This window comes from Archangium gephyra (assembly GCF_049060025.1).
Classification (GTDB): domain Bacteria; phylum Myxococcota; class Myxococcia; order Myxococcales; family Myxococcaceae; genus Archangium; species Archangium gephyra_A.
On the sequence record NZ_JBMEQQ010000002.1, the window covers coordinates 8,218,428 to 8,239,496 of the forward strand.

The 21,069-nt window shown below is 71.0% G+C and carries 17 protein-coding genes, 4 tRNA genes, 1 pseudogene and 2 riboswitches; of the genes and pseudogenes, 15 read left to right on the forward strand and 7 right to left on the reverse strand.

What is annotated here, in order from left to right; genetic code table 11:
- Positions 1-151 precede the first annotated feature (151 nt).
- Complete coding sequence (locus ACN28I_RS36090; RefSeq protein ID WP_420946446.1) at positions 152-739, reverse strand: MarR family winged helix-turn-helix transcriptional regulator; 588 nt, start codon at positions 737-739, stop codon at positions 152-154.
- Between the two features lie 366 nt (positions 740-1,105).
- On the opposite strand from ACN28I_RS36090, the gene ACN28I_RS36095 reads away from it, so the two are divergent.
- From ACN28I_RS36095 to ACN28I_RS36105, 3 genes are all read left to right on the forward strand, one after another.
- Positions 1,106-3,229 (forward strand): serine/threonine protein kinase, encoded by a 2,124-nt coding sequence (locus ACN28I_RS36095; RefSeq protein WP_420946447.1) that lies wholly within the window; start codon positions 1,106-1,108, stop codon positions 3,227-3,229.
- A gap of 51 nt (positions 3,230-3,280) precedes the next feature.
- Positions 3,281-4,216 carry a DUF2381 family protein gene (locus ACN28I_RS36100; RefSeq protein ID WP_420946448.1) on the forward strand — a complete coding sequence of 312 codons (936 nt, stop codon included), beginning with the start codon at positions 3,281-3,283 and terminating at the stop codon, positions 4,214-4,216.
- A 93-nt stretch (positions 4,217-4,309) separates the two neighbouring features.
- On the forward strand, positions 4,310-5,131 hold the full coding sequence (locus ACN28I_RS36105) for a peptidoglycan-binding protein (protein ID WP_420946449.1): 822 nt from the start codon (positions 4,310-4,312) through the stop codon (positions 5,129-5,131).
- Here ACN28I_RS36105 and ACN28I_RS36110 read toward each other — a convergent pair.
- The 4 genes and pseudogenes from ACN28I_RS36110 to ACN28I_RS36125 all read right to left on the reverse strand — a co-directional run bounded on the left by ACN28I_RS36110 (position 5,128) and on the right by ACN28I_RS36125 (position 8,951).
- Positions 5,128-6,190: pseudogene (locus ACN28I_RS36110) on the reverse strand (sulfate/molybdate ABC transporter ATP-binding protein). The gene ACN28I_RS36105 and the pseudogene ACN28I_RS36110 sit on opposite strands and share 4 nt — an antisense overlap.
- The gene (cysW, locus tag ACN28I_RS36115) at positions 6,187-7,035 is read right to left on the reverse strand and encodes a sulfate ABC transporter permease subunit CysW (RefSeq protein ID WP_420946450.1); all 849 of its coding nucleotides are present in this window, start codon (positions 7,033-7,035) and stop codon (positions 6,187-6,189) included. Before cysW ends, ACN28I_RS36110 begins: the two are co-directional and overlap by 4 nt.
- 8 nt (positions 7,036-7,043) lie before the next feature.
- Positions 7,044-7,883: a sulfate ABC transporter permease subunit CysT gene (gene cysT, locus ACN28I_RS36120; RefSeq protein ID WP_420946451.1), complete on the reverse strand. Its 840-nt coding sequence runs from the start codon at positions 7,881-7,883 to the stop codon at positions 7,044-7,046.
- Positions 7,884-7,901: 18 nt separating this feature from the next.
- Positions 7,902-8,951: a sulfate ABC transporter substrate-binding protein gene (locus tag ACN28I_RS36125; protein WP_420946452.1), complete on the reverse strand. Its 1,050-nt coding sequence runs from the start codon at positions 8,949-8,951 to the stop codon at positions 7,902-7,904.
- Between the two features lie 328 nt (positions 8,952-9,279).
- Here ACN28I_RS36125 and ACN28I_RS36130 point away from each other — a divergent pair, with 328 nt between their 5' ends.
- The 3 genes from ACN28I_RS36130 (at position 9,280) to ACN28I_RS36140 (ending at position 12,573) form a co-directional block, all read left to right on the forward strand.
- Positions 9,280-10,080 carry a hypothetical protein gene (locus ACN28I_RS36130; RefSeq protein ID WP_420946453.1) on the forward strand — a complete coding sequence of 267 codons (801 nt, stop codon included), beginning with the start codon at positions 9,280-9,282 and terminating at the stop codon, positions 10,078-10,080.
- A 168-nt stretch (positions 10,081-10,248) separates the two neighbouring features.
- Positions 10,249-10,872: a histidine phosphatase family protein gene (locus ACN28I_RS36135; protein WP_420946454.1), complete on the forward strand. Its 624-nt coding sequence runs from the start codon at positions 10,249-10,251 to the stop codon at positions 10,870-10,872.
- Positions 10,873-10,959: 87 nt separating this feature from the next.
- Positions 10,960-12,573: a serine/threonine-protein kinase gene (locus tag ACN28I_RS36140; protein WP_420946455.1), complete on the forward strand. Its 1,614-nt coding sequence runs from the start codon at positions 10,960-10,962 to the stop codon at positions 12,571-12,573.
- A gap of 56 nt (positions 12,574-12,629) precedes the next feature.
- On the opposite strand, the gene ACN28I_RS36145 is transcribed toward ACN28I_RS36140, so the two are convergent.
- Positions 12,630-13,001, reverse strand: a complete 372-nt coding sequence (locus ACN28I_RS36145; protein WP_420946456.1) for a ComEA family DNA-binding protein — start codon at positions 12,999-13,001, stop codon at positions 12,630-12,632.
- Entirely contained in the window at positions 12,998-13,252 is a 255-nt protein-coding gene (locus ACN28I_RS36150; protein ID WP_047863136.1) for a hypothetical protein, read from the reverse strand. The genes ACN28I_RS36145 and ACN28I_RS36150 overlap by 4 nt, the downstream gene beginning before the upstream one ends.
- Positions 13,253-13,528: 276 nt before the next feature.
- Between ACN28I_RS36150 and ACN28I_RS36155 the strand changes: the two genes are divergently transcribed.
- The 9 genes from ACN28I_RS36155 to ACN28I_RS36195 all read left to right on the forward strand — a co-directional run bounded on the left by ACN28I_RS36155 (position 13,529) and on the right by ACN28I_RS36195 (position 20,754).
- Complete coding sequence (locus tag ACN28I_RS36155) at positions 13,529-14,092, forward strand: FHA domain-containing protein (protein ID WP_420946457.1); 564 nt, start codon at positions 13,529-13,531, stop codon at positions 14,090-14,092.
- Between the two features lie 6 nt (positions 14,093-14,098).
- Positions 14,099-14,333, forward strand: a riboswitch (cobalamin riboswitch).
- 50 nt (positions 14,334-14,383) lie between these two features.
- On the forward strand, positions 14,384-18,004 hold the full coding sequence (locus ACN28I_RS36160; protein WP_420946458.1) for an MXAN_6577-like cysteine-rich protein: 3,621 nt from the start codon (positions 14,384-14,386) through the stop codon (positions 18,002-18,004).
- Between the two features lie 8 nt (positions 18,005-18,012).
- Positions 18,013-18,891 carry an ABC transporter substrate-binding protein gene (locus ACN28I_RS36165; RefSeq protein WP_420946459.1) on the forward strand — a complete coding sequence of 293 codons (879 nt, stop codon included), beginning with the start codon at positions 18,013-18,015 and terminating at the stop codon, positions 18,889-18,891.
- A 16-nt stretch (positions 18,892-18,907) separates the two neighbouring features.
- Positions 18,908-19,972 (forward strand): FecCD family ABC transporter permease, encoded by a 1,065-nt coding sequence (locus ACN28I_RS36170; protein WP_420946460.1) that lies wholly within the window; start codon positions 18,908-18,910, stop codon positions 19,970-19,972.
- 93 nt (positions 19,973-20,065) lie between these two features.
- Complete coding sequence (locus ACN28I_RS36175; RefSeq protein ID WP_420946461.1) at positions 20,066-20,218, forward strand: hypothetical protein; 153 nt, start codon at positions 20,066-20,068, stop codon at positions 20,216-20,218.
- A 96-nt stretch (positions 20,219-20,314) separates the two neighbouring features.
- Positions 20,315-20,386, forward strand: a tRNA-Glu gene (locus tag ACN28I_RS36180).
- A 95-nt stretch (positions 20,387-20,481) separates the two neighbouring features.
- Positions 20,482-20,555, forward strand: a tRNA-Gly gene (locus ACN28I_RS36185).
- 23 nt (positions 20,556-20,578) lie between these two features.
- Positions 20,579-20,653: transfer RNA gene (locus tag ACN28I_RS36190), tRNA-Leu, on the forward strand.
- 26 nt (positions 20,654-20,679) lie between these two features.
- A tRNA-Leu gene (locus tag ACN28I_RS36195) sits at positions 20,680-20,754 on the forward strand.
- 31 nt (positions 20,755-20,785) lie between these two features.
- A riboswitch (cobalamin riboswitch) is annotated at positions 20,786-21,006 on the forward strand.
- The last annotated feature ends 63 nt before the right edge of the window (positions 21,007-21,069 follow it).

Sequence of the window (21,069 nt, forward strand, 5' to 3'; positions counted from 1 at the left end):
GTCGCGTGGCAACCCATGGCCGGGCCGCCTATTTCCCAATTCTGTAGCAGGCCCGAGCGCGCGGCGCGTCCCCCCGGCTTCCAGGGGGATTGCTTCCGGTCCCGGGTGTCCGCCGGTGGAAGCTTGACGGCTGACCAGGAGGCGAGGAGGTTCAGCGGCTGGCGCTCTTCGACGCCGCCGCACCACCTTCCGCCACCGGCACCTGCTCGTCGTCCTTGCTGGCGGCGGGGCCGTTGGGGTTGTCCGGCTGGGGCTCTCCGGCGCCCAGCTCCTGGGCGAGCGCCATCAGCACCTCCTGGGCGCTCGTCAGCCGGGGGCGGGGCATGCGGGAGATGGCGCGCTGCACGGCGTTCTCCACGGTGCCCTCGGAGGGCACGTCCAGTGCGCGGCCCGTCTCGGTGAGGGAGAAGAGCGCCTTGCGCCCGTCGAGCGGATCCGACCTGCGCTCGAGCAGGCCGCGCTTCTCCATCCGCTTGAGCACACCCGTCAGCGTGCTGGGGTGCACGTGCATGATCTGCGCGAGCCGTCCCGCGGTGATGCCGGGGAAGCGGCCCACGAGCCGGAGCACCAGCCGCTGGGGACCGGTCAGCCCGAGCGTGGCCTCCATGCGCTTCGAGGTGGACTGCAGGCCGTGATCCACCGCCCACAGCAGGCGCATGAATTCCAACACTTCACCAAGTGGGGGGCCTTTGGACTTGTCCGAGGTGGACGGCTCCGAGGCCTCATCAATGGGCTTCATTTCTACAGTGTCCCCTAAATTCTACCTTCCTGTCGCGTGCTCCATCCAGGACAGGTAGTCCATGCCGGCCTTACCGGCCCGGAAAATGCGTTGTCGGCGAGTCTGGGTGGGCTCGGGCGCGCGCGCTCCCACCAGGGGAGGAGCCATGCCTTCGTTTGACGGCATACCTTCTTCCATTCCGGAGCCGGACGCCAGGGTGGAGGCGGTCATGGAGGATGCCGGGAGGAGTTGGCCCGAGCCGGCCAGATCCAGGCACTCGGCAGGAGCGCATCCACGACGTGGACGGGGGCCTGACCTCTCCTGTGGCATGTGCGCTCGCACGCCTTCCGCCGTCATGTAGGCTGGCCCACCTCGGAGGTGGTGCGCATGAGCGAGGCCGGGACGGACAGCGGTGGCGGGCAGCAGCGGCGGCCAGGGGAGATGGTGGAGCCTCCTGCGCACGAGTTGGCGCAGTGGCGGCCGGGGCCGGGGCTGGAAGTGGCCGGCTACCGGCTGGAGGCGAGGCTGGGCACCGGGGGCCAGGGCACGGTGTTCCGCGCCACGCGCGGGGGACAGCAGTACGCGGTGAAGTTCCTCTTCCTGCCGCGCTCGGCGCCCTGGGGGTGGCGCGAGCGCGACGTCATGGTGAAGCTCAGCCACGCGGGCGGCCTGCCCCTGGTGGACGAGGGCGTGTGGCCCGAGCACGCGCCGCTCTACCTCTTCCTCGTCATGCCCCTGGTGCGCGGGCTGCCGCTGGACGTGTGGACGCGCGTCAACAACCCCTGTGCCCTCCAGGTGGCGCCCCTCTTCGCCCAGGGCGCGCGCCAGCTCTCGGTGGTGCACGCGGCCGGAGTCGTCCACCGAGACGTGAAGGGCGCCAACCTGCTGGTGTACGGCGAGCAGCGGCTGGTGCTGGTGGACTTCGGGGTGGCCACCTACGAGGGGGCCCCACCGGTGACGGGGGCCCTTCCCCCCGGCACCCGGCCCTACCTCAGCCCCCGGGTGTGGCGCTCCTGGCGCGGCGAGGAGGCGTCGCGCGCCTGCCCGGGCGATGACGTGTGGGCGCTCGGGGTGGAGCTCTACCTGGTGCTCACGGGCCGGCTGCCCTTCCTGGGCAGCGAGGGCGAGCTGGTGCACGCCATCCTGCGCCAGGAGCCGCCGGTGCCGCACGAGTACAACCCCCGGGTGCCGCGGGCGTTGGGCGAGGTGTGCTGGCGCATGCTGCGCAAGCAGCCCGGGGAGGGGTACGCGGACGCGCTCGCGGTGGACGCCGCCCTCACGCAGGCACTGCGGCAGGCGGACGAGACGTGGCGGGTGCCGCTGTGCGAGGCGTGGGGGCCGCACCACGCCACCACCGTGCTCGAGCGTGACATGTGGCAGGGGGCGGACCTGCTGGCCCTCTATGCGCGGCTGGCCACCTACCCCCGGGGGCCGGTGCGTGGCCGGCCGCGTGCGCCCGAGGAGGTGTCCACCCTGGTCTCGTGGGAGCCGCCGGAGGTGGGGCCCGAGGTGACGACAGCCGAGGCGGGCATGTCCCAGGTGGCCTCACGGCGGTCCGCGCTGCCCGTCGAAGAGGCAACCCGGGAGGCCGAGGCCCCAGCGGAGACACCACCGGCTCCACCCGGGCACGAGGCCGCGCCGCCCACCACACGCCCACGCCGGGTGCCGCGAGCCGCGGGGGCCGTGCTGGTGCTGGGCCTTGGCGTGTGTCTCGCCGTGCGGCCCTCGCCGGACGCCTCCGTGCGCGCCAACCCACCGCCGCGGACACCCCACGCCAGCCTACCGCTGGAGTTCTTTCCTATCACCCTGGAGCCGGGTGGCCAGGAAGTGGCTTCCCCGTGGAAGCGGCCAGAAGGTGACGGCGGCGCGGCGCCCGAAGCGGCGGCAACCTCCGCGCCCGTCGCCCGTGCGACGCTCCAACAAGAGACGCGCGTGAAGACTCCAGCCAAAGCCCCCCCTGTCCCGCACCCGCCGAAGCAGAAGGGCTCCACGGCCTCGAAGAAGGTGGGCGCGGCCGTGCTCGGCTGCGCCCTGGCCAGCGGGTGTCCCAGCCCCGCCACCACCGCTCAGGTGCTGCCTCCGTCCCCGCTGCCTCCTCCCGCCGAGTGCCCCCCCGGTGCGCGGCAGGCCATGGAGGAGCTGGGCCTGCTCTACGGCGGCTCCCGGGCCATGGTGCACATTCGAGGTGCCGACCTGATCATCACCGTACGCCCGGGCCCGGTGACGTTGCGGCTGACGGGGGCCGACTACTGGGGCAAGTTGCCACGAGGCACGCTGTTCTCCGGCGAGCGGGTCTTCGGCGAGCGGGTGCAGGGCCGCTTCACCCAGGCGCACACGCCCGAGGGCAAGTCCTATCCGGTGTGCCTGGAGGTCATGTCCGGGCCGCACTGGGGCTGGGAGAAGGAGCCGGGCAGTGGCCAGGACACCGCCCGGACATATAACGGCGGCTGGATCTTCCCGGTGGAGCGCTTCGGCGAGGCCTGGCGGTACGAGAGCCGGGAGAAACGGTAGGGTATGACTTCGGAGGCCCTGCCAGGCTGGGCCACTCTGGAGGTTGTCCCCATGTGCACCCTGCTCACCGCCCCCCTGCTGCTCGCGCTGCTCACGCCCACGCCCGCCACGCCCCGCTCCGAGGCCTGGGACACCTCGGGCGCGCGCTACCTGGAGCTGGTGGCGGAGAACGCCGGGGCGCGGCCCCCGGTGCGCATCAGCCCCGGCCAGCCCACCACGCTGGTGTTCGCCGACGCGCCCCTGCACCCGGAGGGCGTCTCGGTGGAGGGAGGCCGGGTGGGGGTGGCGGTGAACGCGGAGCTGGGCATGGTGACACTGCTGCCAGACAACGCGCTGCCCGAGGACGGGAAGCTGACGCTGACGGTGCGCTTCGCGGACGCCCAGGTACCCGGCAGCGTCACCTTCCGGCTGGTGCCGCACGCCACCCGGGCCGAGCACCACGTGCGGGTGTTCCGCCACGCGCGCTCGTGCGAGTCCCATTGGCAGGAGACCGGGCAGCAGCGGGAGCGGGCCGAGCGGTGCGAGGACGAGCTGGCCCGGGCGCGCGCCCGCCCGGAGGGGCCGCGCCCCACGGGCCTCACGGACGTGCTCGCCGCCGGGCTGGTGGGGCAGGGCATGGGCGTCTTGGGGCGGGACATCAAGAAAGACATCACCCACCGCCCTGGCGGGACGCTCCAGATAAGCGGAGCACACAGCTACCGGGCCGAGATGCGGGGCCTCGTGGCGGTGGAGCTGGACGTGGAGAACAAGGGTGCACTGCCCTGGACGGCGCAGGGCCTGGAGGCGGCGGAGCTGGTGAGCACGGACGGCGTGCGGCTGCGGGTGGTGCGGGTGTGGCAGTCCGGGCCCCTCGGGCCGGGAGAGCAGGCGCGGCTCGTGGTGGAGGCGGAGGCCACGGTGGAGCAGTCGCGGGGCGCCTTCCTCCTGAAGTTGGGCGAGGCGGGCGGCGCGCGCCCCCTCACCGTGCGCGGCATCACGTTCCCTTGAGGTCGGCCGAGGTCAAGTGACCGCGAGCCGCATTCACAATCGCGGCGCTGCACCGTCTTCACGCGCGAACTCCCCATTCAAAGGCAGAGAGCGATGACGACGGAGCGGATCTCCGTACCGCGCGAGAGCTTGCGGCGCGGCGAACGAAGCGCCGCGGTGACGGTGTTGCAGCAGATATTGGTGCGGCTCGGGCACCTGTCTCCCCAGGAGCTGCAAGGGGCGGAGGGCCTCTTCGGGCCCAAGACGGAGGCTGCCCTCAAGGCCTTCCAATCCGCCGAGAGGATGTCCCCCGATGGCGTCTACGGCCCGCGCACGCGCGAGGCACTCGAGCGGCGCACGGGCCAGGCCACTCCACCGGTGCCAGCCCCGGTGGCGGAGGGCACGGGCGGGGTGTCGGTGGCCCAGCTCCGCGCCATCATGCCGCGCGTCAAGGAGGCGGAGCCGTACCTGCCCTTCCTCAACGCGGCGATGGCCGAGGTGGAGATCAACACCCCGCGGCGCCAGGCGGCCTTCCTGGCCCAGTTGGCGCACGAGAGCGGCGAGTTCCGCTACTTCGAGGAGCTCGCCTCCGGTGAGGCCTACGAGCGCCGCCGCGATCTGGGCAACACGCAGCCGGGCGATGGCGTGCGCTACAAGGGCCGGGGCCCCATCCAGCTCACCGGCCGCAAGAACTACCAGCTCGCCGGGCAGGCGCTGGGCCTCGACCTGGAGGGAAACCCCCAGCAGGCCGCGACCCGCGAAGTGGGCTTCCGCGTGGCGGGCTGGTTCTGGAAGAGCCGCCGTCTCAATGAGATCGCGGACGCGGGCAGGTTCGACGACATCACCCGCATCATCAACGGGGGCTACAACGGCAAGGTCCACCGGGATGCCTATTACCGGCGGGCCCTGGAGGTCCTCGGCGCCTGGCCGGGTTAGATGGCGAAGTCGCCGAGGAACACCTTGGCCATGCGCACGTCCGCGTGGACGTGGTCGCCCTCGACGACACCCAGGTCGTCGAACTCGGCGCGGGGGACCTCGACGGCGACCGTCTCTCCCGAGGGCAGCTTCAGCAGCACCTTCACGTAACCGCCCACGGACTTCAGCCGCTCGACCCGGCTCGTGGTGCAGCTCGTTGCCCCCGTTCGCGGCCCTGGCGAGCTTGATGTCATGCGGGCGGACGAAGGCCTGGACCGCCTCGCCCTCACGGGCACTCTGGGGGGCCGCCACCACGAGCGTACCCACCCGGGCCCGGCCCGAGTGGACGTGCCCGCGCAGGATGCTGGTGCCCCCCACGAAGGAGGCGACGAACGGCGTGGCGGGCCGGTCATAGATTTCCTCCGGCGGCCCGGCCTGGGCCACGCGCCCATCGGAGAGCACCACCACGTGCTGGGAGATTTCGAGCGCCTCCTCCTGGTCGTGGGTGACGAGCAGGGTGGTGACGCCCGTCTGCTCGTGCAGGGACTGGAGCCACTCGCGCAGCTCGATGCGCACGCGGCTGTCGAGCGCGCCGAAGGGCTCGTCCAGCAGCAGCAGCTTGGGTTGGATGGCGAGCGCCCGCGCGAAGGCCACGCGCTGCCGCTGTCCGCCGGAGAGCTGCCCGGGGTAGCGCTTGCCCAGCTCCTCCAACTGCACGAGCTTCAGCATCTCGTCCACGCGCGCTTCGATGTCCGAGCGGGGCAGCCGGCGCGTCTCCAGCCCGAAGGCGATGTTCTGGCGCACCGTCATGTGCTTGAAGAGCGCGTAGCTCTGGAAGACGACGCCGATGCCGCGCTTCTGCACGGGCAGGTGGGTGCAGTCCACGCCCTCGATGCGCACGGAGCCCGAGTCCGGCAGCTCCAGCCCGGCGATGAGGCGCAGCAGGGTGGACTTGCCCGCGCCCGAGGGCCCGAGCAGGGTGGTGATGGCCGCGGACGGGGCGTGGAAGGACACGTCCGAGACGGCGGGCGTACCCCCGGCGGTGAAGCGTTTGGTGAGTTGCTCGACGATGACGCTCATGGGGCCTCCGCCTTCCACTCGACGTACTTCTTGACGGCCAGGGTCACCAGCGCGAGCACCGTGAGCAGCGAGGCCACGGCGAAGGCACCGGCGAGGTTGTACTCGTTGTAGAGAATCTCCGCGTGCAGCGGCAGGGTGTTCGTGACTCCGCGCACGTGCCCGGAGACGACGGACACGGCGCCGAACTCGCCCATCGCCCGCGCGTTGCACAGCAGCACGCCGTAGAGCACGCCCCACTTCACCTTGGGCAGGGTGATTTGAAAGAAGGTGCGCCAGCCGCTCGCGCCCAGCGACAGGGCGGCCTCCTCCTCCTCGTGCCCCTGGGCCTGCATGACGGGCAGCACCTCGCGCACGACGAAGGGGAACGTCACGAAGACGGTGGCCAGCACGATGCCCGGCACGGCGAAGATGATGTGGATGCCGTGATCCAGCAGCCATGAGCCCAGCCACCCCTGCCTGCCGAAGAGCAGCACGAAGACGAGCCCCGCGATGACGGGCGAGACGCTGAAGGGCAGATCGATGAGCGTGAGGAGCACGTCCCGGCCGGGGAAGCGGAAGCGGGCGATGAGCCACGCGGCGGCGAGCCCGAAGACCAGGTTGAGCGGCACGGCGATGGCGGCGGCCAGCAGTGTGAGGCGGATGGCGCTCCAGGCCTCGGGCTCCAGGATGGCGGCGAAGTAGGCGCCCACGCCCTTCTGCAGGGCATAGGCGAAGACGGCCACCAGCGGCACGACGAGGAAGACGCCGAGGAAGGCGAGCGCCACGGCGATGAGCAGCCAGCGCACGGGCGCGGACCCTGAAACGGTGCGCCGGTCGCGGCGCGGAGCGTGCGGGGTGGGGTGCATGGCGGTCTCTATCCGGGCCGGGCCTCGAAACGGCGGTGGGTCCAGCGCTGCAGCAGGTTGACGGCGAGCAGCAGCGAGAACGAGGCCGCGAGCATCACCCCGGCGATGGCCGTGGCACCGGCGTAGTCGTACTGCTCGAGCCGGGTGATGATGAGCAGCGGGGCGATCTCCGTCTTCATGGGCATGTTGCCGGAGATGAAGACGACGGAGCCGTACTCGCCGATGGCGCGGGCGAAGGAGAGGGTGAAGCCGCTGAGCAGGGCGGGCAGCACGCTGGGGAAGAGGACGCGGGTGAACACCTGCCAGGGCGTGGCGCCGAGCGTGGCGGCGGCCTCCTCCACGTCGGCGTCGATGTCCTCCAGCACCGGCTGCACGGTGCGCACCACGAAGGGCAGCCCGATGAAGGTGAGCGCGATGACGATGCCCACGGGCGTGAAGGCCACCTGGAAGCCGAGAGCCTCCAGGTGCTGCCCGTACCAGCCATTGCGCGAGTAGAGCGTGGTGAGCGTCAGCCCGGCCACGGCGGTGGGCAGGGCGAAGGGCAGGTCCACCAATGCGTCCACGAGCGCCTTGCCCGGGAAGCGGTAGCGCACCAGCACCCACGCCACCAGCAGGCCGAAGACGGCGTTGAGCAGCGCGGCGAGGAAGGCCGCCCCGAAGCTGAGCCGGTACGCGGCCAGCACGCGGGGTGAGGCCACCGTCTCGAAGAACTGCGCCCAGGAGAGGGTGAACGTCTTGAGGAAGAGTCCGGACAGCGGGAGGAGGACGATGAGGCCCAGGTAGAACCAACTGAGCCCCAGGGTCAGCCCGAAGCCCGGCAGGACGCGGCGTCGTGCGCTGCTGTGCATGGCGTGCGTGGCTCCGGCCTACTTCGCCTGCGGGAGGTAGAGCTGGTCGAAGGCCCCGCCGTCGTCGAAGTGCTTCTTCTGCGCCTGCTTCCAGCCGCCGGACACCTCGTCGAGGGTGAAGAGGCTCACCGCGGGGAAGCGGCTGGCGTGCTTCCCGGCCACCGTCCGCGAGCGGGGCCGGAAGTGGTGCTTCGCGGCGAGCTCCTGGCCCTCCTCCGAGTAGAGGAATTGCAGCCAGGCCTCGGCCGCGGCGCGCGTGCCCTTGCGGTCCACGTTGCGGTCCACCAGCGCCACCGGCGGCTCGGCGAGGATGCTCACCGAGGGGAGGATGATCTCGAACTTGTCCTTGCCCACCTCCTCGGTGAGCAGGAACGCCTCGTTCTCCCAGGCGATGAGCACGTCACCCAGTCCGCGCTCGGCGAAGGTGGTGGTGGCGCCGCGCGCCCCCGAGTCCAGCACCGGCACGTTCTTGAAGAGGGCGGAGATGAACTCGCGCGCCTTCGCCTCGTCACCGCCCGCCTTGCGCAGCGCGTAGCCCCAGGCGGCCAGGTAGTTCCAGCGCGCCCCGCCGGACGTCTTCGGGTTGGGGGTGATGACGGACACGCCCTCGCGCAGCAGATCCTCCCAGTCCCGGATGGCCTTGGGGTTGCCCTTGCGCACCACGAAGACGATGGTGGACGTGTACGGCGAGCTGTTGTCCGGCAGCCGCGCCTGCCAGCCCTGGGGGATGAGCTGGCCCTTCTCGTGGAGCATGTCGATGTCGTACGCGAGCGCCAGCGTCACCACGTCCGCGTCCAGCCCGTCGATGACGGCGCGCGCCTGCTTGCCCGAGCCGCCGTGGGACTGCTTGATGACGACCTTCGTCCCCTGCTTCGCCTCCCACTGCTTCGCGAAGGCGGCGTTGAGCTCCGTGTAGAGCTCGCGCGTGGGGTCATACGACACGTTGAGCAGGGTGATGGGCTCGCCCTGCGCGGCCCCCGGCTTCGCGCAGCCCCCCAGCGCGGGCACGGCGGACAGCAGCAGCGAGAGCAGCGCGGCGGTGAGCTTGCGGGTGGACGGCGACTTCATCGAAATACCTCGGTGCAGGCGAGGGCGGCGACCCATGAAACTCGAAAGCCCACCGTCCCCCGCGGGGTGGTGGGCTCTCCAAGAGATCGCGGCCGTCAGCCTTCAGGCTTCCGGCGGGCGAGCGCCCACCCCCGTGGACCGGCGGCAACACACCTTCATGTGCAGGGGTCGAAGGGCGGACATGGACGATTCACAAAGTGCCCGCGGCCCCTCCGTTTGTCAAGCAGTGTATCCGCTATAACGGATGGACCTCCGGTGGGTATCCAAAGGTACGCCTTCCCTTTTATGGTGCCACGCCCGGACTCCAGGGCCTGGAAGGGAGCAACGCATGGCGGACAGGAAGCTGAACCTCGGGCGAGAGCGGAAGCTCGACTTCTCCGCCCTGGAGGAGACGGGGGACGTCTCCTGGCACTACCCGGATCTGGAGCTGACGGGGGCCACGCGCACGGCGCCGCGCGTGCCCGATGAGGACACGACGGGCAAGCTGATCGCACCGCTCGACGAGGAGCCGGAGCCCCTGCGCACGGCGTTCTCGACGCGGGCCGTCCTCATCGCGGACCTGCTGCGGGACACGTTCTCCCGGCGGTTCTTCGGGCGCTCGCCCTACCGGGTCCTCCGGGTGGACGAGCCCGAGGGCCCCAGCACGGCGGGAGGGCTGCTGGCGCGGCAGTCCATCTCGCTCGTCGCGCGGGAGGGGCCGGCGCCCTCGATCGTCTGCGGCTGGGTGGACACCGCGAAGGAGGAGGCGCACCTGCGGTGCTACGAGTCGGTGGCCCTTCGCTACGCGTCCCACCATGGCATGGAGCTGGACCTCTCGCCGGAGCACTACGAGCGCTTCCTGGAGACCCTGGTGGAGGCGCTGATCTCCGGCGGCATCAAGGTCCGGGTGCTCGTGCTGGACGAGGAGGGCGTCGCGCTGAAGCAGGCCCGGGCGGCAGAGGGCCCGGCGCCGCGGGCCAGGGGGCGGCGTGGGTGGGGGAGCCGGATGCTGGTGCTGACGTTCGCGCTGGGGCTGGTGGCGGGGCGGCTGGTGCCCTGGACGGGGGTGGACTCGGCGATGATGGCCGTGGTCCGGGGGGCCAATGCCGCCTGGGCGCACGTGTCGGCCCGGGTAGGTTCAGCCCCCTGACGCCGAGGGCTGGTGCCATCCGCCTGAAAACGTGGCAAGAGGCGCGCTGGCTGGGTGCGCCTGGTGCATGCAAAGGATGGGGGGATGAACGGGAGACACGATGGGAGCGAACACGGAAGTCAGTGAAACGTGGGTGTTCGTGGGGCTGCTCGGACTGGAGGAGGCGTGATGGATTGGCGGCTTCCGAAGGGTGTGACGCGCATGGTGCTGGTGCGGCACGGGCAGCCCGTGGAGGAGATGCGGGGCCGGTGCTACGGGCGGCTGGACGTGGGGTTGTCCTCCGCGGGCCGGTTGCAGGCCGAGCGCGCCGCGCGTTTCCTGGCCGAGGCGCCCCTGCTGCGCATCTACACGAGCCCCCGCCAGCGGGCGATGGAGAGCGCGGCTCCCCTGGCGGAGTTGAAGGGGATGGCGGTGGACACGGAGGCGGCGTTCCGGGAGATCGACTTCGGTCTCTTCGAGGGGCTCAGCTACGAGGAGGCGGAGCAGCGCTACCCGGAGGTGTACGCCGAGTGGATGGCGCATCCGACGCGGGTGCGTTTCCCGGAGGGGGAGAGCTACCCGGAGATGCGCGAGCGGGTGCTGTCGGCGGGCCGGGTGCTGCGGACGCGGCACGCGGGCGAAACGTTCGTGCTGGTATCGCACGGCGGGGTGAACCGGACGCTGCTGGCCGAGGCGCTGGGCATGCCGAACGCCAACCTGTTCCGGATGGAGCAGGGGTACGCCTCGGTGAACATCATCGACTTCTATGGGGACGAGCCCATCGTGAAGCTGATGAACATGACGTTCGGCTAGGGGAGGGGGGTCCCTCCTGGGGGGGGCGTCGATGCCGGCCCAGGAAGTCGGATAGACTGGCCTTCCATGGAAGCCGCTGCCCCCCCAGTGCCGCACTCCGCCCGCCTGCTGCAGGACTACCTGGATCAGGACGTCGTCCCGCGCGAGATGTCCATCGCGCGCTTCATGCGCGGGATGAACCTGCTGAGCTGTACGGCCGCGCTGCTGCTCGCCGGGGTGATTGGCTGGCGGCTCTCGGTGGCCATCGCGGGGCTGACGGGCGGACTGAGCATCTACTACACGCTCATGCTGCGGGAGCTGCGACGGGGCGGCTTCCACCCCGCGATGCAGTGGATGGACAGCGCCATCACCGTGTCCATCCCGGCGGCGGTGTTCATCATGGACGTGTACTCCCAGGGCGCGGTGTATGCGCTCACCACGCCCCCCCTGGTGGCCTGGGGCGCGCTCATCGTGGTGTGCGCGCTCCGGGCGGGCAAGAAGCTGGCGTACGCGGCGGCGGCGCTCGCGGCGCTGGAGTACATGGGCCTGTACCTGCTGGTGGCCCAGCCCCGGCTCCCGCCCGAGTCCCTGAGCACCCTGACGTTCCCCATGGTGCTGATGCGCTGCGTGTTCCTCTTCTGCTACGGGCCGCTGGCGGCGACGCTGGCCAGCGTCATCGTGAAGAAGGCCGAGGACGCGCTGCGCGCCATCCGTGAGAAGGACGTGATGGGGAAGTACTTCCTCCACGAGCGCCTCGGCGTGGGCGGTATGGCCGAGGTGTTCCGCGCCACCTACAGCCCCGAAGGCGGCTTCGAGAAGCAGGTGGCCATCAAACGCATCCTCCCGGCGTACGCGGACAACGAGGAGTTCCTCGGCCTGTTCCGCCGCGAGGCGGAGCTGGGCTCGCTGCTCATCCACCCCAACATCGTCCAGGTGCTCGACCTGGGACGGCACCAGGGCACGGTCTTCCTCGCCATGGAATTCGTGGACGGCATGCCGCTGAGCTCGTTGCTGCGGCGCGTGTACTGGAAGCGGCTGTCTCCGGCGGCGGTGGCCTACCTCGGCGTGGAGATCGCCGCCGCGCTGAACTACATGCACGGCCGCAGGGGCCCCAAGGGCGAGCCGCTCGGCCTGGTGCACCGCGACCTCAACCCGCCCAACGTCCTGCTCTCGCGCATCGGCGAGGTGAAGCTGTCGGACTTCGGCATCGCGCGCGCGGCCAACCAGCTCGCCCTCACCCAGGCGCAGACGGTGCGCGGCAAGGCGGGCTACATGGCGCCGGAGCAGGCCTACGGCAAGCCCCTGGATGGCCGGGCGGACCTCTTCGCCCTCGGCCTCACCCTCCACGAGACCCTCACCGGCCAGCGCCTGCTGCGGGGCGAGAACGAGGCGGCGCTGATGCTCGCCTCCACCGAGCAGCCGCTGCCGCCGCCCTCCCACTCCGTGCCCGGCATCTCGCCCGCGCTGGACGCCATCGTCATGGGACTGCTCCAGCGCGACCTGTCACTGCGCACGCCCTCGGCCGAGGCGCTGCAGCGCCAGCTCCTGGCGCTCACCGGTGCGGAGGCGCCCTATCCCCATGGACGGCAGCAGCTCATCGAGGCCCTGCGCGAGGCCACCACGCTGACCTCCGCGCCCGTCAAACCCCTGCAGCTCACGCCCGACATGGCCCTCACCGAGCAGGCCGACGCCGTCCCGCGGACCCGCGCCGCCGGCCAGTGAGGGACATACCGGAGAGAGAGGATGCCCGGGGGACGGGCACCCGCTCTCCCGCGCACTCAGCGCGTCGCCACCGGGACGGTGACGCGGACGCCGTCCGGCTTCACGGGCACCTTCTCCGCCTTCAGCGTCGTCGGGCCCTGCAGCGTCAGGTACGGCTTGAGCTTCAGGAACTGCTTCTTGCCGAAGCCCTTCACCCGCACCAGCTCCTCGAGGCGCTTGAAGGCCCGCTTCTCCCGCCAGGTGATGATGCGCTGAGCGGCCTTCTCACCCACGCCCGGCAGCAGATCCAACTGCGCCACCGTCGCCTCGTTCAGGTTCACCACCCCCGTGTATTGCGTGCGCGTCTTCACCTGGGCGGCTTGCGCGCTCCCGGGCCCGAGCCACAGCAGCCCCAGCACCACGGCCACTCCCATCACCCGTCCGCTCACGAGTGGCCTCCCACCGGCAGCGAGTCCAGCCCGCCGTCCAGCCCGTAGCGCCCGCCGCCACCCGCCTGCACCGTGTCCTTCTTGTCCCCCGCCTCGCGCACGTGCAGCTTCCCATCCAGCGGCAGCACATCCAGCAGCACGTTGAGCGAGCCATCCTTGTTCACGAAGGCGCTCCCCGCCCGCACCCAGATGCTCCCGCCCTTGCCCTCGCGGATGGAGAACACCGCCAACCGCTTCCCCGCCGTCAGCATCTCGACCACCTTTGTCCCTCTCCTTCGCGCCTCCATGGCGCGGTTGTCCACCGCACAGAGCAGGTGTCATGCCAGCGGGGTTTCCCTCGGAGCGCACGGGCGTGCGGCGTACAGCGGCGTCTCATGTGTCCGGGGCACGGGACGGGCATGGATGCTCCCACTGGGTACTTCCAGCGCCGCTGTCCTCCCCGCCCTCACCCGCCGAGGGGGACTGGCCCGGATCACCCTCCATGCACACCCTGACCGTTACCCCCTCGTGTGCTGGAGGGCAGTCCCGTGCATCTGAAGTTCTCCGCCCTCGCCTCTCAGTTCCTCGATGATCCTCATTCGGTGCGGCACGCGGTGCGGTGGCCGGTGCTGGTGTGGGAGGCACCTCCCATGGGAGTGCGCCCCCTCTTCACCCGAAGCACGATGACGGGCCTGTCGCTGCGCCGGCCCACGCTCGCCGAGCCGCTCGTGCTCGAGGTGCGCAAGCGTCCCCAGGGCATCACCACGCCGGTTCCCGGCATCACCCTGGGGCGTACACCGGACAACGACATCATCGTCGAGGACCCCACCGTCTCGCGGGTGCACGCCACCTTCAGCGAGGAGAAGCACACTGGCGTCTGGTACGTCGCCGACGACGGCAGCCACAACGGCACCTGGCACAACGGCACGCTGCTGATCCCCGGCCGGCCCACGCCGCTGTTCGACCGGGCCTCGCTGCGCTTCGGGGACGTGCTGGCCACCTTCGTCGACTTCTCCGCCTTCAACCAGTTCATCCTCGACTGGCTGGATCGCCACTCCCGCGGCCCCCGGGCAGCGCACGTCACCGAGGGTGGCTTGACGCGCGGGGGTTGAGCCCCTAGGAAGGGCCTGCCCTTGGGTGCCCATACCGGGCTTTCAAGAGGGAAGCCGGTGCGAGTCCGGCGCGGTCCCGCCACTGTGATCGGGCAGCCCTGAGGTCAGGGCAGGGGTCCTCGGTAGTCGCCACTCCGGCTCGGTTGCCGGGGGAAGGTGGAGGAGCCCTTCTGGGAGACGCGGTGTGCGTCTCGGCCGGAGTCCGACAGCCAGGAGACCTGCCCAGGGGTGTGGGCGCGAGTTGCCCGCGTTTGCCTTCTCTCTTCGTCGGAGAGAGCGGAAGGCGGGTTCATGCGGCGGTCGTACCTCGCCGGGCGGTTGCTCCGCCTGGCGCTCAGCACGAGCAGTACCGCGCTTGCGCAGCAGGCGGCGTCGCCTCCCCCGGAGACTCCGGCTCCGCCCTCCGAGGACGCGCCCGAGGGCGAGCCCTTTCGCGTCCCCACGTTGGAGGTGGTGGGGAAGGCCAGCACTCCCGAGCCGCCCGACTCGGCGTCGCGGAGGGATCCGAGCGGCGCCCTCACCGTCATCCAGGTGGACGAGTTCGGCGGCGCGGCCCGGGACACCGCGGCAATGCTGTCCACCGCTCCCGGCGTCACGCTGCAGGACGTGGGCGGCTACGGGCAGAGCAAGAGCCTCGTGGTGCGGGGCGCGTCCTCCAACGCGACGCTGGTGCTGCTCGATGGCATTCCCCTCAACGGCCCCGGAGGCATCGCGGACCTGTCGCGCGTGCCCGTGGCGATGGCCGAGCGCTTCGAGGTGCTGCGTGGCGGCGCGGGCGCACGCTACGGCACCGGGGGACTGGGCGGCGCCGTCAACATCATCACCCGCCGTCCCGGCAAGGACGCGCGCGTGGCGGGCGAGCTCTCCTATGGGAGCTGGAACACTGCGCAGGGGTGGCTGTCCGCCTCGGGGCCGCTCGCGGGCGGCGAGGCGCTGGTGCTCGTCCATGGAGGCACCTCCAGCGGGCGCTTCCCGTACCTCTTCGATCCGAGCCCCACGCTGCCCGGGGACGCGCTCCTCGAGCAGCGGCGCACCAATAATGATGCACGCGGGGCAGGGGGCCTGCTGCGGCTGCGGCGCGCGCTGGGCCGGGGTTTCTCCGCGGACCTGCTGGGCGAGCTCTCCTTCGATGAGCGGGGCCTCGCGGGCACCGCGCAGAACCCGAGCGGGGACGCGCGGCAGTCGGGAGGACGCGGCTCGGCGAGCCTGCGGGTGACGGGCACGCTGCCGGGAGGCGTGCGGACGAACGCGCGCGCGTACTTCCGCCGGGACCGGGTGGCGCTGTCGGGCGGCCTCTGGAGCCAGTCGGAGCCGCAGGTGCAGCAGCTCGGCGGGGTGGAGCTGGAAGGGAACGTGCGGCTGGGCGGGTGGCACGCGCTGTCCGCGCTGGTGAGCGTGGGCGGTGAGTCCGTGACCGCCGCGGACACGAACGAGGCCTCCGGTGGAGACCCGTCGTGGCTGCGCGCGAGTGTCATGGCGATGGACGAAGTGCTGCTGTGGGACGGGCAGCTCACCGTCGCGCCCTCGCTGCGTGTGGAGCGGGCGGGCCCGTACACGCTGCTGTCTCCGAAGGTGGGCGTCACCGTGGAGCTGCCCTGGGACTTCGAGCTGCGCGCCAACGCGGGCCGGGCCCACCGCGCGCCCTCCTTCCTGGAGCTGTACGTGCGCCAGGGCACGCTGCTGCCCAACCCGGACCTGCGCCCCGAGAGCGCCCTGTATGCGGACGCGGCGGTGGTGCACCGCTCGGAGGAGTCCTTCGCCTCGGTGGGCGGCTTCGCCAGCCTCTATGAGGATCTCATCTCCTACGAGGCCTATCCGCCCGGCGCGGCCAGGCCGTACAACTTCGCCAACGCGCGGGTGCTGGGACTCGAGGCCGAGGGCGAGTGGCGGCCGCATCCGCTGCTCTCCGGGGCCTTCAGCTACACGCTCACCGTGTCGAGCGACCTGCAGCGGGATGAGCGTTTCTACCTGCGCGAGCTGCCCTACCGGCCCCGGCACAAGGTGGCGGCGCGGGTGATGGGCGGCCCCCGGTGGCTCACGGGGCGCATGGAGGTGGTGGCCCAGTCGGCCCACGCGCTCACCCGGGATGGCTCGATGTCGCTGCCCGGACGCGCCTTCGTCCATGCCGGAGTGGCCAGCACCTTCGGTGCTCGCCCGGAGGCTCACGGTCTCCTGCGAGGTGAAGAACCTCTTCGATGCTCGCGCCGAGGACTTCGTCGGCTACCCGCTCCCCGGCCGCGCCGTGTACCTGTCGGTATCGGGGGCCTTCCCCGGAACGGATTCTCCATGATTCGGAAAGACCCTCACCCCAGCCCTCTCCCAAAGGGAGAGGGGGCATTCACGGTGCTGCTCCTGGTGACGTTTTCCCTGCTGCTGGCGGGGTGCCCGGACGAGGGCCCTCTCTGCTCCGAGGGGCAGACCCGCTGCGGCGAGGCGTGCGTGGACCTCTCCAGCACGTCGTCCCACTGTGGGGCCTGTGGTGTGGCCTGCTCCGCCACGGAGGTCTGTGTCGAGGGCGGTTGTCAGTGCCGCTCGGGCTCCACGCTGTGCGGGGGGGAGTGCGTCGTGACGGCGTCGGACCCGGCTCATTGTGGCGGCTGCGCGGGCGAGGGTGGCACGGCCTGCGCTCCGGACCAGGTGTGCGAACAGGGGCAGTGCAAGGCGGCTTGCGCCCTCGCGTCCTCCGAGCGCTGTGACCGCTCGTGCGTGGACCTGGACACGGATGCCTTCCACTGTAGCGCGTGCGGCAACGTGTGCGCGGATTCGCGGAGCTGCCGTGGGGGGAGCTGCACCTATGACCTCGTTGCCGCGTGCTTCAACACCGGGCAGGTGGTGGGCATCCAGGCGGGGCCGGATGTGAAGGGGCCCTCGGTGGCGGTGGGGACCAGTCCGCAGACCGTCGCGCGCATGCAGGACGTCGCGCTGGTGCTGGATGCGTCCATGCGGCTGCTCCAGGCCCGGCTCTCCGACTATGGCGAGCTGCCCGCCCGGAACACCACCGGCCTGGTTCCCAACCACCTCCTCGCCCGGGACCCCTACGTCTTCATCCTCAACTCCACGAGCAACACGCTGCAGGTGCTCCGGCGCGACGAGGAGCCCTCGGGAGGCAGCGGCCCGCGCTTCCCCGATGGCATCACGCTCACCGACGTGGGCAGCGTGAACTTCGGCGCGAACACCAATCCGTATGGCTTCGTGCTGGACGGCTCGGACGTGTACGTCACGTTGCTGGGCAACCTGCAAACGGACGCGTCCGCGGGCGGCAAGGTGGTCCGGGTCTCGGTGGCGGACCCCAGCACGCCCACCGTCACGGACACCTTCCCGCTGCCCACGGGCGAGGCCCTGAAGCCCTTCCCGGGCCACACCACCGAGCCCACGCCCGCGGGCATCGCCGTGCTCCAGGGCCGCGTGTACGCCGCGCTCGGCAACCTGGATCCCCGGGACTTCTCCGTCGGAGGCCCCGGGTTGCTGGCCCGCCTCGACCCCGCCTCCCGCGCGGTGGAGTTGCTCGAGCTCGGCACGGGCTGCCTCAATCCCTTCTGGGTCGTCCCCGTAGGAGAGCGGCTGCTCGTGAGCTGTGGCGGCTCGGCGACCTACGACCGCAACTTCAACCTCATCGACGTGCAGGGCACGGGCCTGGTGTTGCTCGGCACGGACGGTCGCGTGGTGGCCTCGCATGCGCTGCGCTGCCCGGAGGGAACCTCGTGCCCGCTCCCCTCGGCTGGCCGGTTCTCCGTGGTGGGCAGCCGCGCCTATGTGGGCGACAACAACGCGGGCCGCGTCTTCGTCCTCGAGGTGGTGGGTGACTCGCTCGTGGAGCGGCGCGGGCTGGGGCCCGGTGCCGAGCCTCCCATCCTCGCCTGTCCACGTAGCCGTGGGCCCTCTCTCGTCGGTGATGTCGTCGCGATTCCCTGAGCCTCCCCATGAAGACCCGTCTCGCTCCGTTCGTCCTGCTCGCCGCGCTGTGCCTCGCCACCGCCGCGCATGCGGCTCCTCCCCAGGGAGGTCCTCGCTTCCTGGGCCCCAAGCCTCCCGAGAAGGTGAAGCGCGTGGTGACGCTCGTTCCGTCGCTCACGGAGACGGTGATCGCCCTGGGCGCGGGGAGCACGCTCGTGGGCGTCTCCCGCTTCGACGAGGCGAAGGAGGTGGCCGGTCTGCCCCGGGTGGGGGGCTTCGTGAACCCCTCCATCGAGAGGGTGGTGGGGCTCGAGCCGGACCTCCTGCTCGTCCAGCCCGGGCCTGGAAACCAGCGCGCCGTGGAGAAGATGGCCGAGCTGGGGGTGCCCGTGCTGCTGCTGCCGTTGCATCGTGTCGCGGATACCCTGGAGGCGATGCGTGCGGTGGGCAAGGCGCTTGGCAAGCAGAAGGAGGCCGAGGCCCTCGTCCAGGGCATCGAGTCCACCCGGGCCCGCATCCGCGAGCGCGCCAAGGGCTCCCGGGCGCCACGCGTCCTGTTCGTCTACGGCTTCGAGCCGCTCATCGTCGCCGGGCCGGGCTCCTTCGCGGACGAGCTGTTGCGCGATGCGGGAGCCATCAACGTCGCCGCCGGCGCGGGCTCGGCGTATGCCAACTGGTCGCTCGAGCGTGCGGTGATGGTGGGGCCGGAGGTGGTGGTGGATGCCGCGGACGTGGACGTGGGCAAGGACAAGGTGGCCTCGCTTCCGGTGCTCTCGGAAGCCCGCTGGGTCGAGGTGCCCTCCATGGCGCTGCTGCAGCCGGGGCCCTCGCTGGGGCGCGGACTGGAAGAGCTGTTCGAGCTGCTGCATCCGGCGGCGAAGCCCGATGCGGGCACCCCCCGCTGAGCGTGGAGCACGAGGCATGAGCCCGCGTGACCTTGGAAGACGATCGCTCACGCCCGCCCGGGTGCTCGGGCTGTGCGGAGCGTTCCTCCTCCTGCTGCTCGCCGCGGTGCTGCTGGCCGCCACCTTCGGAGAGTGGGTCCTCCCCCTCTCCGAGGCCTTCACCCGTCCCGGGTCCACGAACAGCCGCGTCTTCTGGGAGGTCCGGCTGCCGCATGTGCTGCTGGCGTCCATCGTCGGGGCGGGGCTCGCCGCTTCCGGCTCCACACTGCAGGGCGTGCTGCGCAATCCCCTGGCGGACCCCTTCATCCTCGGCGTCTCGGGGGGCGCGGCGCTCGGAGCCACCCTCGCCATCGCCCTGGGACTGGCCCGTGTGGACGAGGTGGCTCCAGGCCTTGGCGGCGGGCTGGCGCGCATCTCCGCCCCCGCCCTGTTCGCCTTCATCGGCGCCGTGGCGGCCATGCTCTTCGTGCTCGCCGTCAGCCGTGGTCACGGGAGCCGTGCTCCTTATGCCGCGCTCCTCACGGGGGTCATCTTCAACACCTTCGCCGCGGCGGCCATCACCCTCATCAAGACCGTCTCCGGCCGGGAGCGGCTGGAGGTCATCCTCTCGTGGCTCGCGGGAAATCTGGGCCCGGAGGAGCCCGGTACGCTCGTCCTGTCCGCGCTCCTCCAGGCCGTGGTCATTGGCGTGATGGTGGCGCTCTCGGGGCAGCTCAACCTGCTGACGCTGGGGGATGAGGACGCGGGCTCGCTCGGGGTGACCGTGGCCCGGACGCGGCAATGGTTGCTGCTCGCCGCGAGCGCCAGCGTGGCGGGAGCCGTGACGCTCTCGGGGCTCGTCGGCTTCGTGGGGCTCGTGGTGCCCCACCTGCTTCGGCTCATCCTCGGGCCGGACCAGCGGCTGCTCGTGCCGCTCTCGGCGCTCGGGGGAGCGGTGTTCCTCGTGCTCTCGGACCTGCTGGCGCGGCTGCTCTATCCGCTGTTCGGCGAGGGCATTCCCGTGGGCGTCGTCACTGCGCTGCTCGGCGGACCGTTGTTCCTGGTGCTTCTGTATCGCAGTGGGCGGCTCACGGCGGGCTGAGGAGCAGGCGGCTCCCGCCGTGGTCCCCCGTGAACGGGCGTTGTCAGGAACGGATTTATGCCGCGTCTTTTCTCGATGAAAGGAGCGGTGACCATGACGACGGTGACGACGCAGAGCCCGATGAACCTCAAGCACCTCAACGACACTGAAGCTGGCATCGACGCGCTCTCGCGTCCCGGTCTGGATACCGCTCTGGACCTCCTGCTCGGCCTCGAGCTGATGGGTGGTCTACCGCCCGGACTCTGAAGCTTCCGCGTCCTCGTCCCAGACGAGGCACGGGACTCAGAGGCCGGGCTCCCAGAAAGGGACCCGGCCTCTTGCTTTTCCGGGTCCTGATCTCCTGCCCCGTTCGTCTATCGGCAAGGACACCGCACTCTCCATGCGGAAAGACGGGTTCGACACCCGTACGGGGTACTCGCAGCACAAGCTCTTGGATGCGATTGGATCGCAGCACGGCCGTCTACCGTGTGAACAGGGTTCGATTCCCTGCAGGAGCGCTCCACCCAAATGCGGCCGTGGCCGAGAGGCACGAGGCCCCTGAGCGCCACTCAGGTGTACGCGGGTTCGAATCCCGCCGGCCGCTCTTCGCAGTCCAGCAGTCCCATCGCCGGAGTAGCCCAACTCGGTAGAGGCGCCAGATCGAGAGTCTGGAGGTTGCGGGTTCGACTCCCGCTTCCGGCACTCGCAGTCCAGCAGTGGAAGCACATGCCGCGGTAGCCCAACCTGGTAGAGGTGCTGCGCTCAGAACGCAGAGGTTGCGGGTTCGAATCCCGCCCGCGGTACTCGCAGTTGACAAAGATTCCCCGCCGCCATATCCCGCGCCCCGTCTTCGGTTCTCCGCCTGTGGGTGGAGACTCGAGGGAACCCGGTGCGAGTCCGGGACTGCCCCGCAGCGGTGAACGGGAACGAAAACCGTCAGGATGCACTGGTCCTCTCCCGAGGACTGGGAAGCGACGGCCAGTAGGGAAGGTGGCCTCCTCGCGAGGCCACGGGGCCCGTGAGTCCGAAAACCTGCCGAGGACCCGTGCCGGTGGCACGGACAACACCGAGGCCTCCGAGGGGAGGCAGCGGGTGCGCCGCCGTGTGCGTCCTCTGTC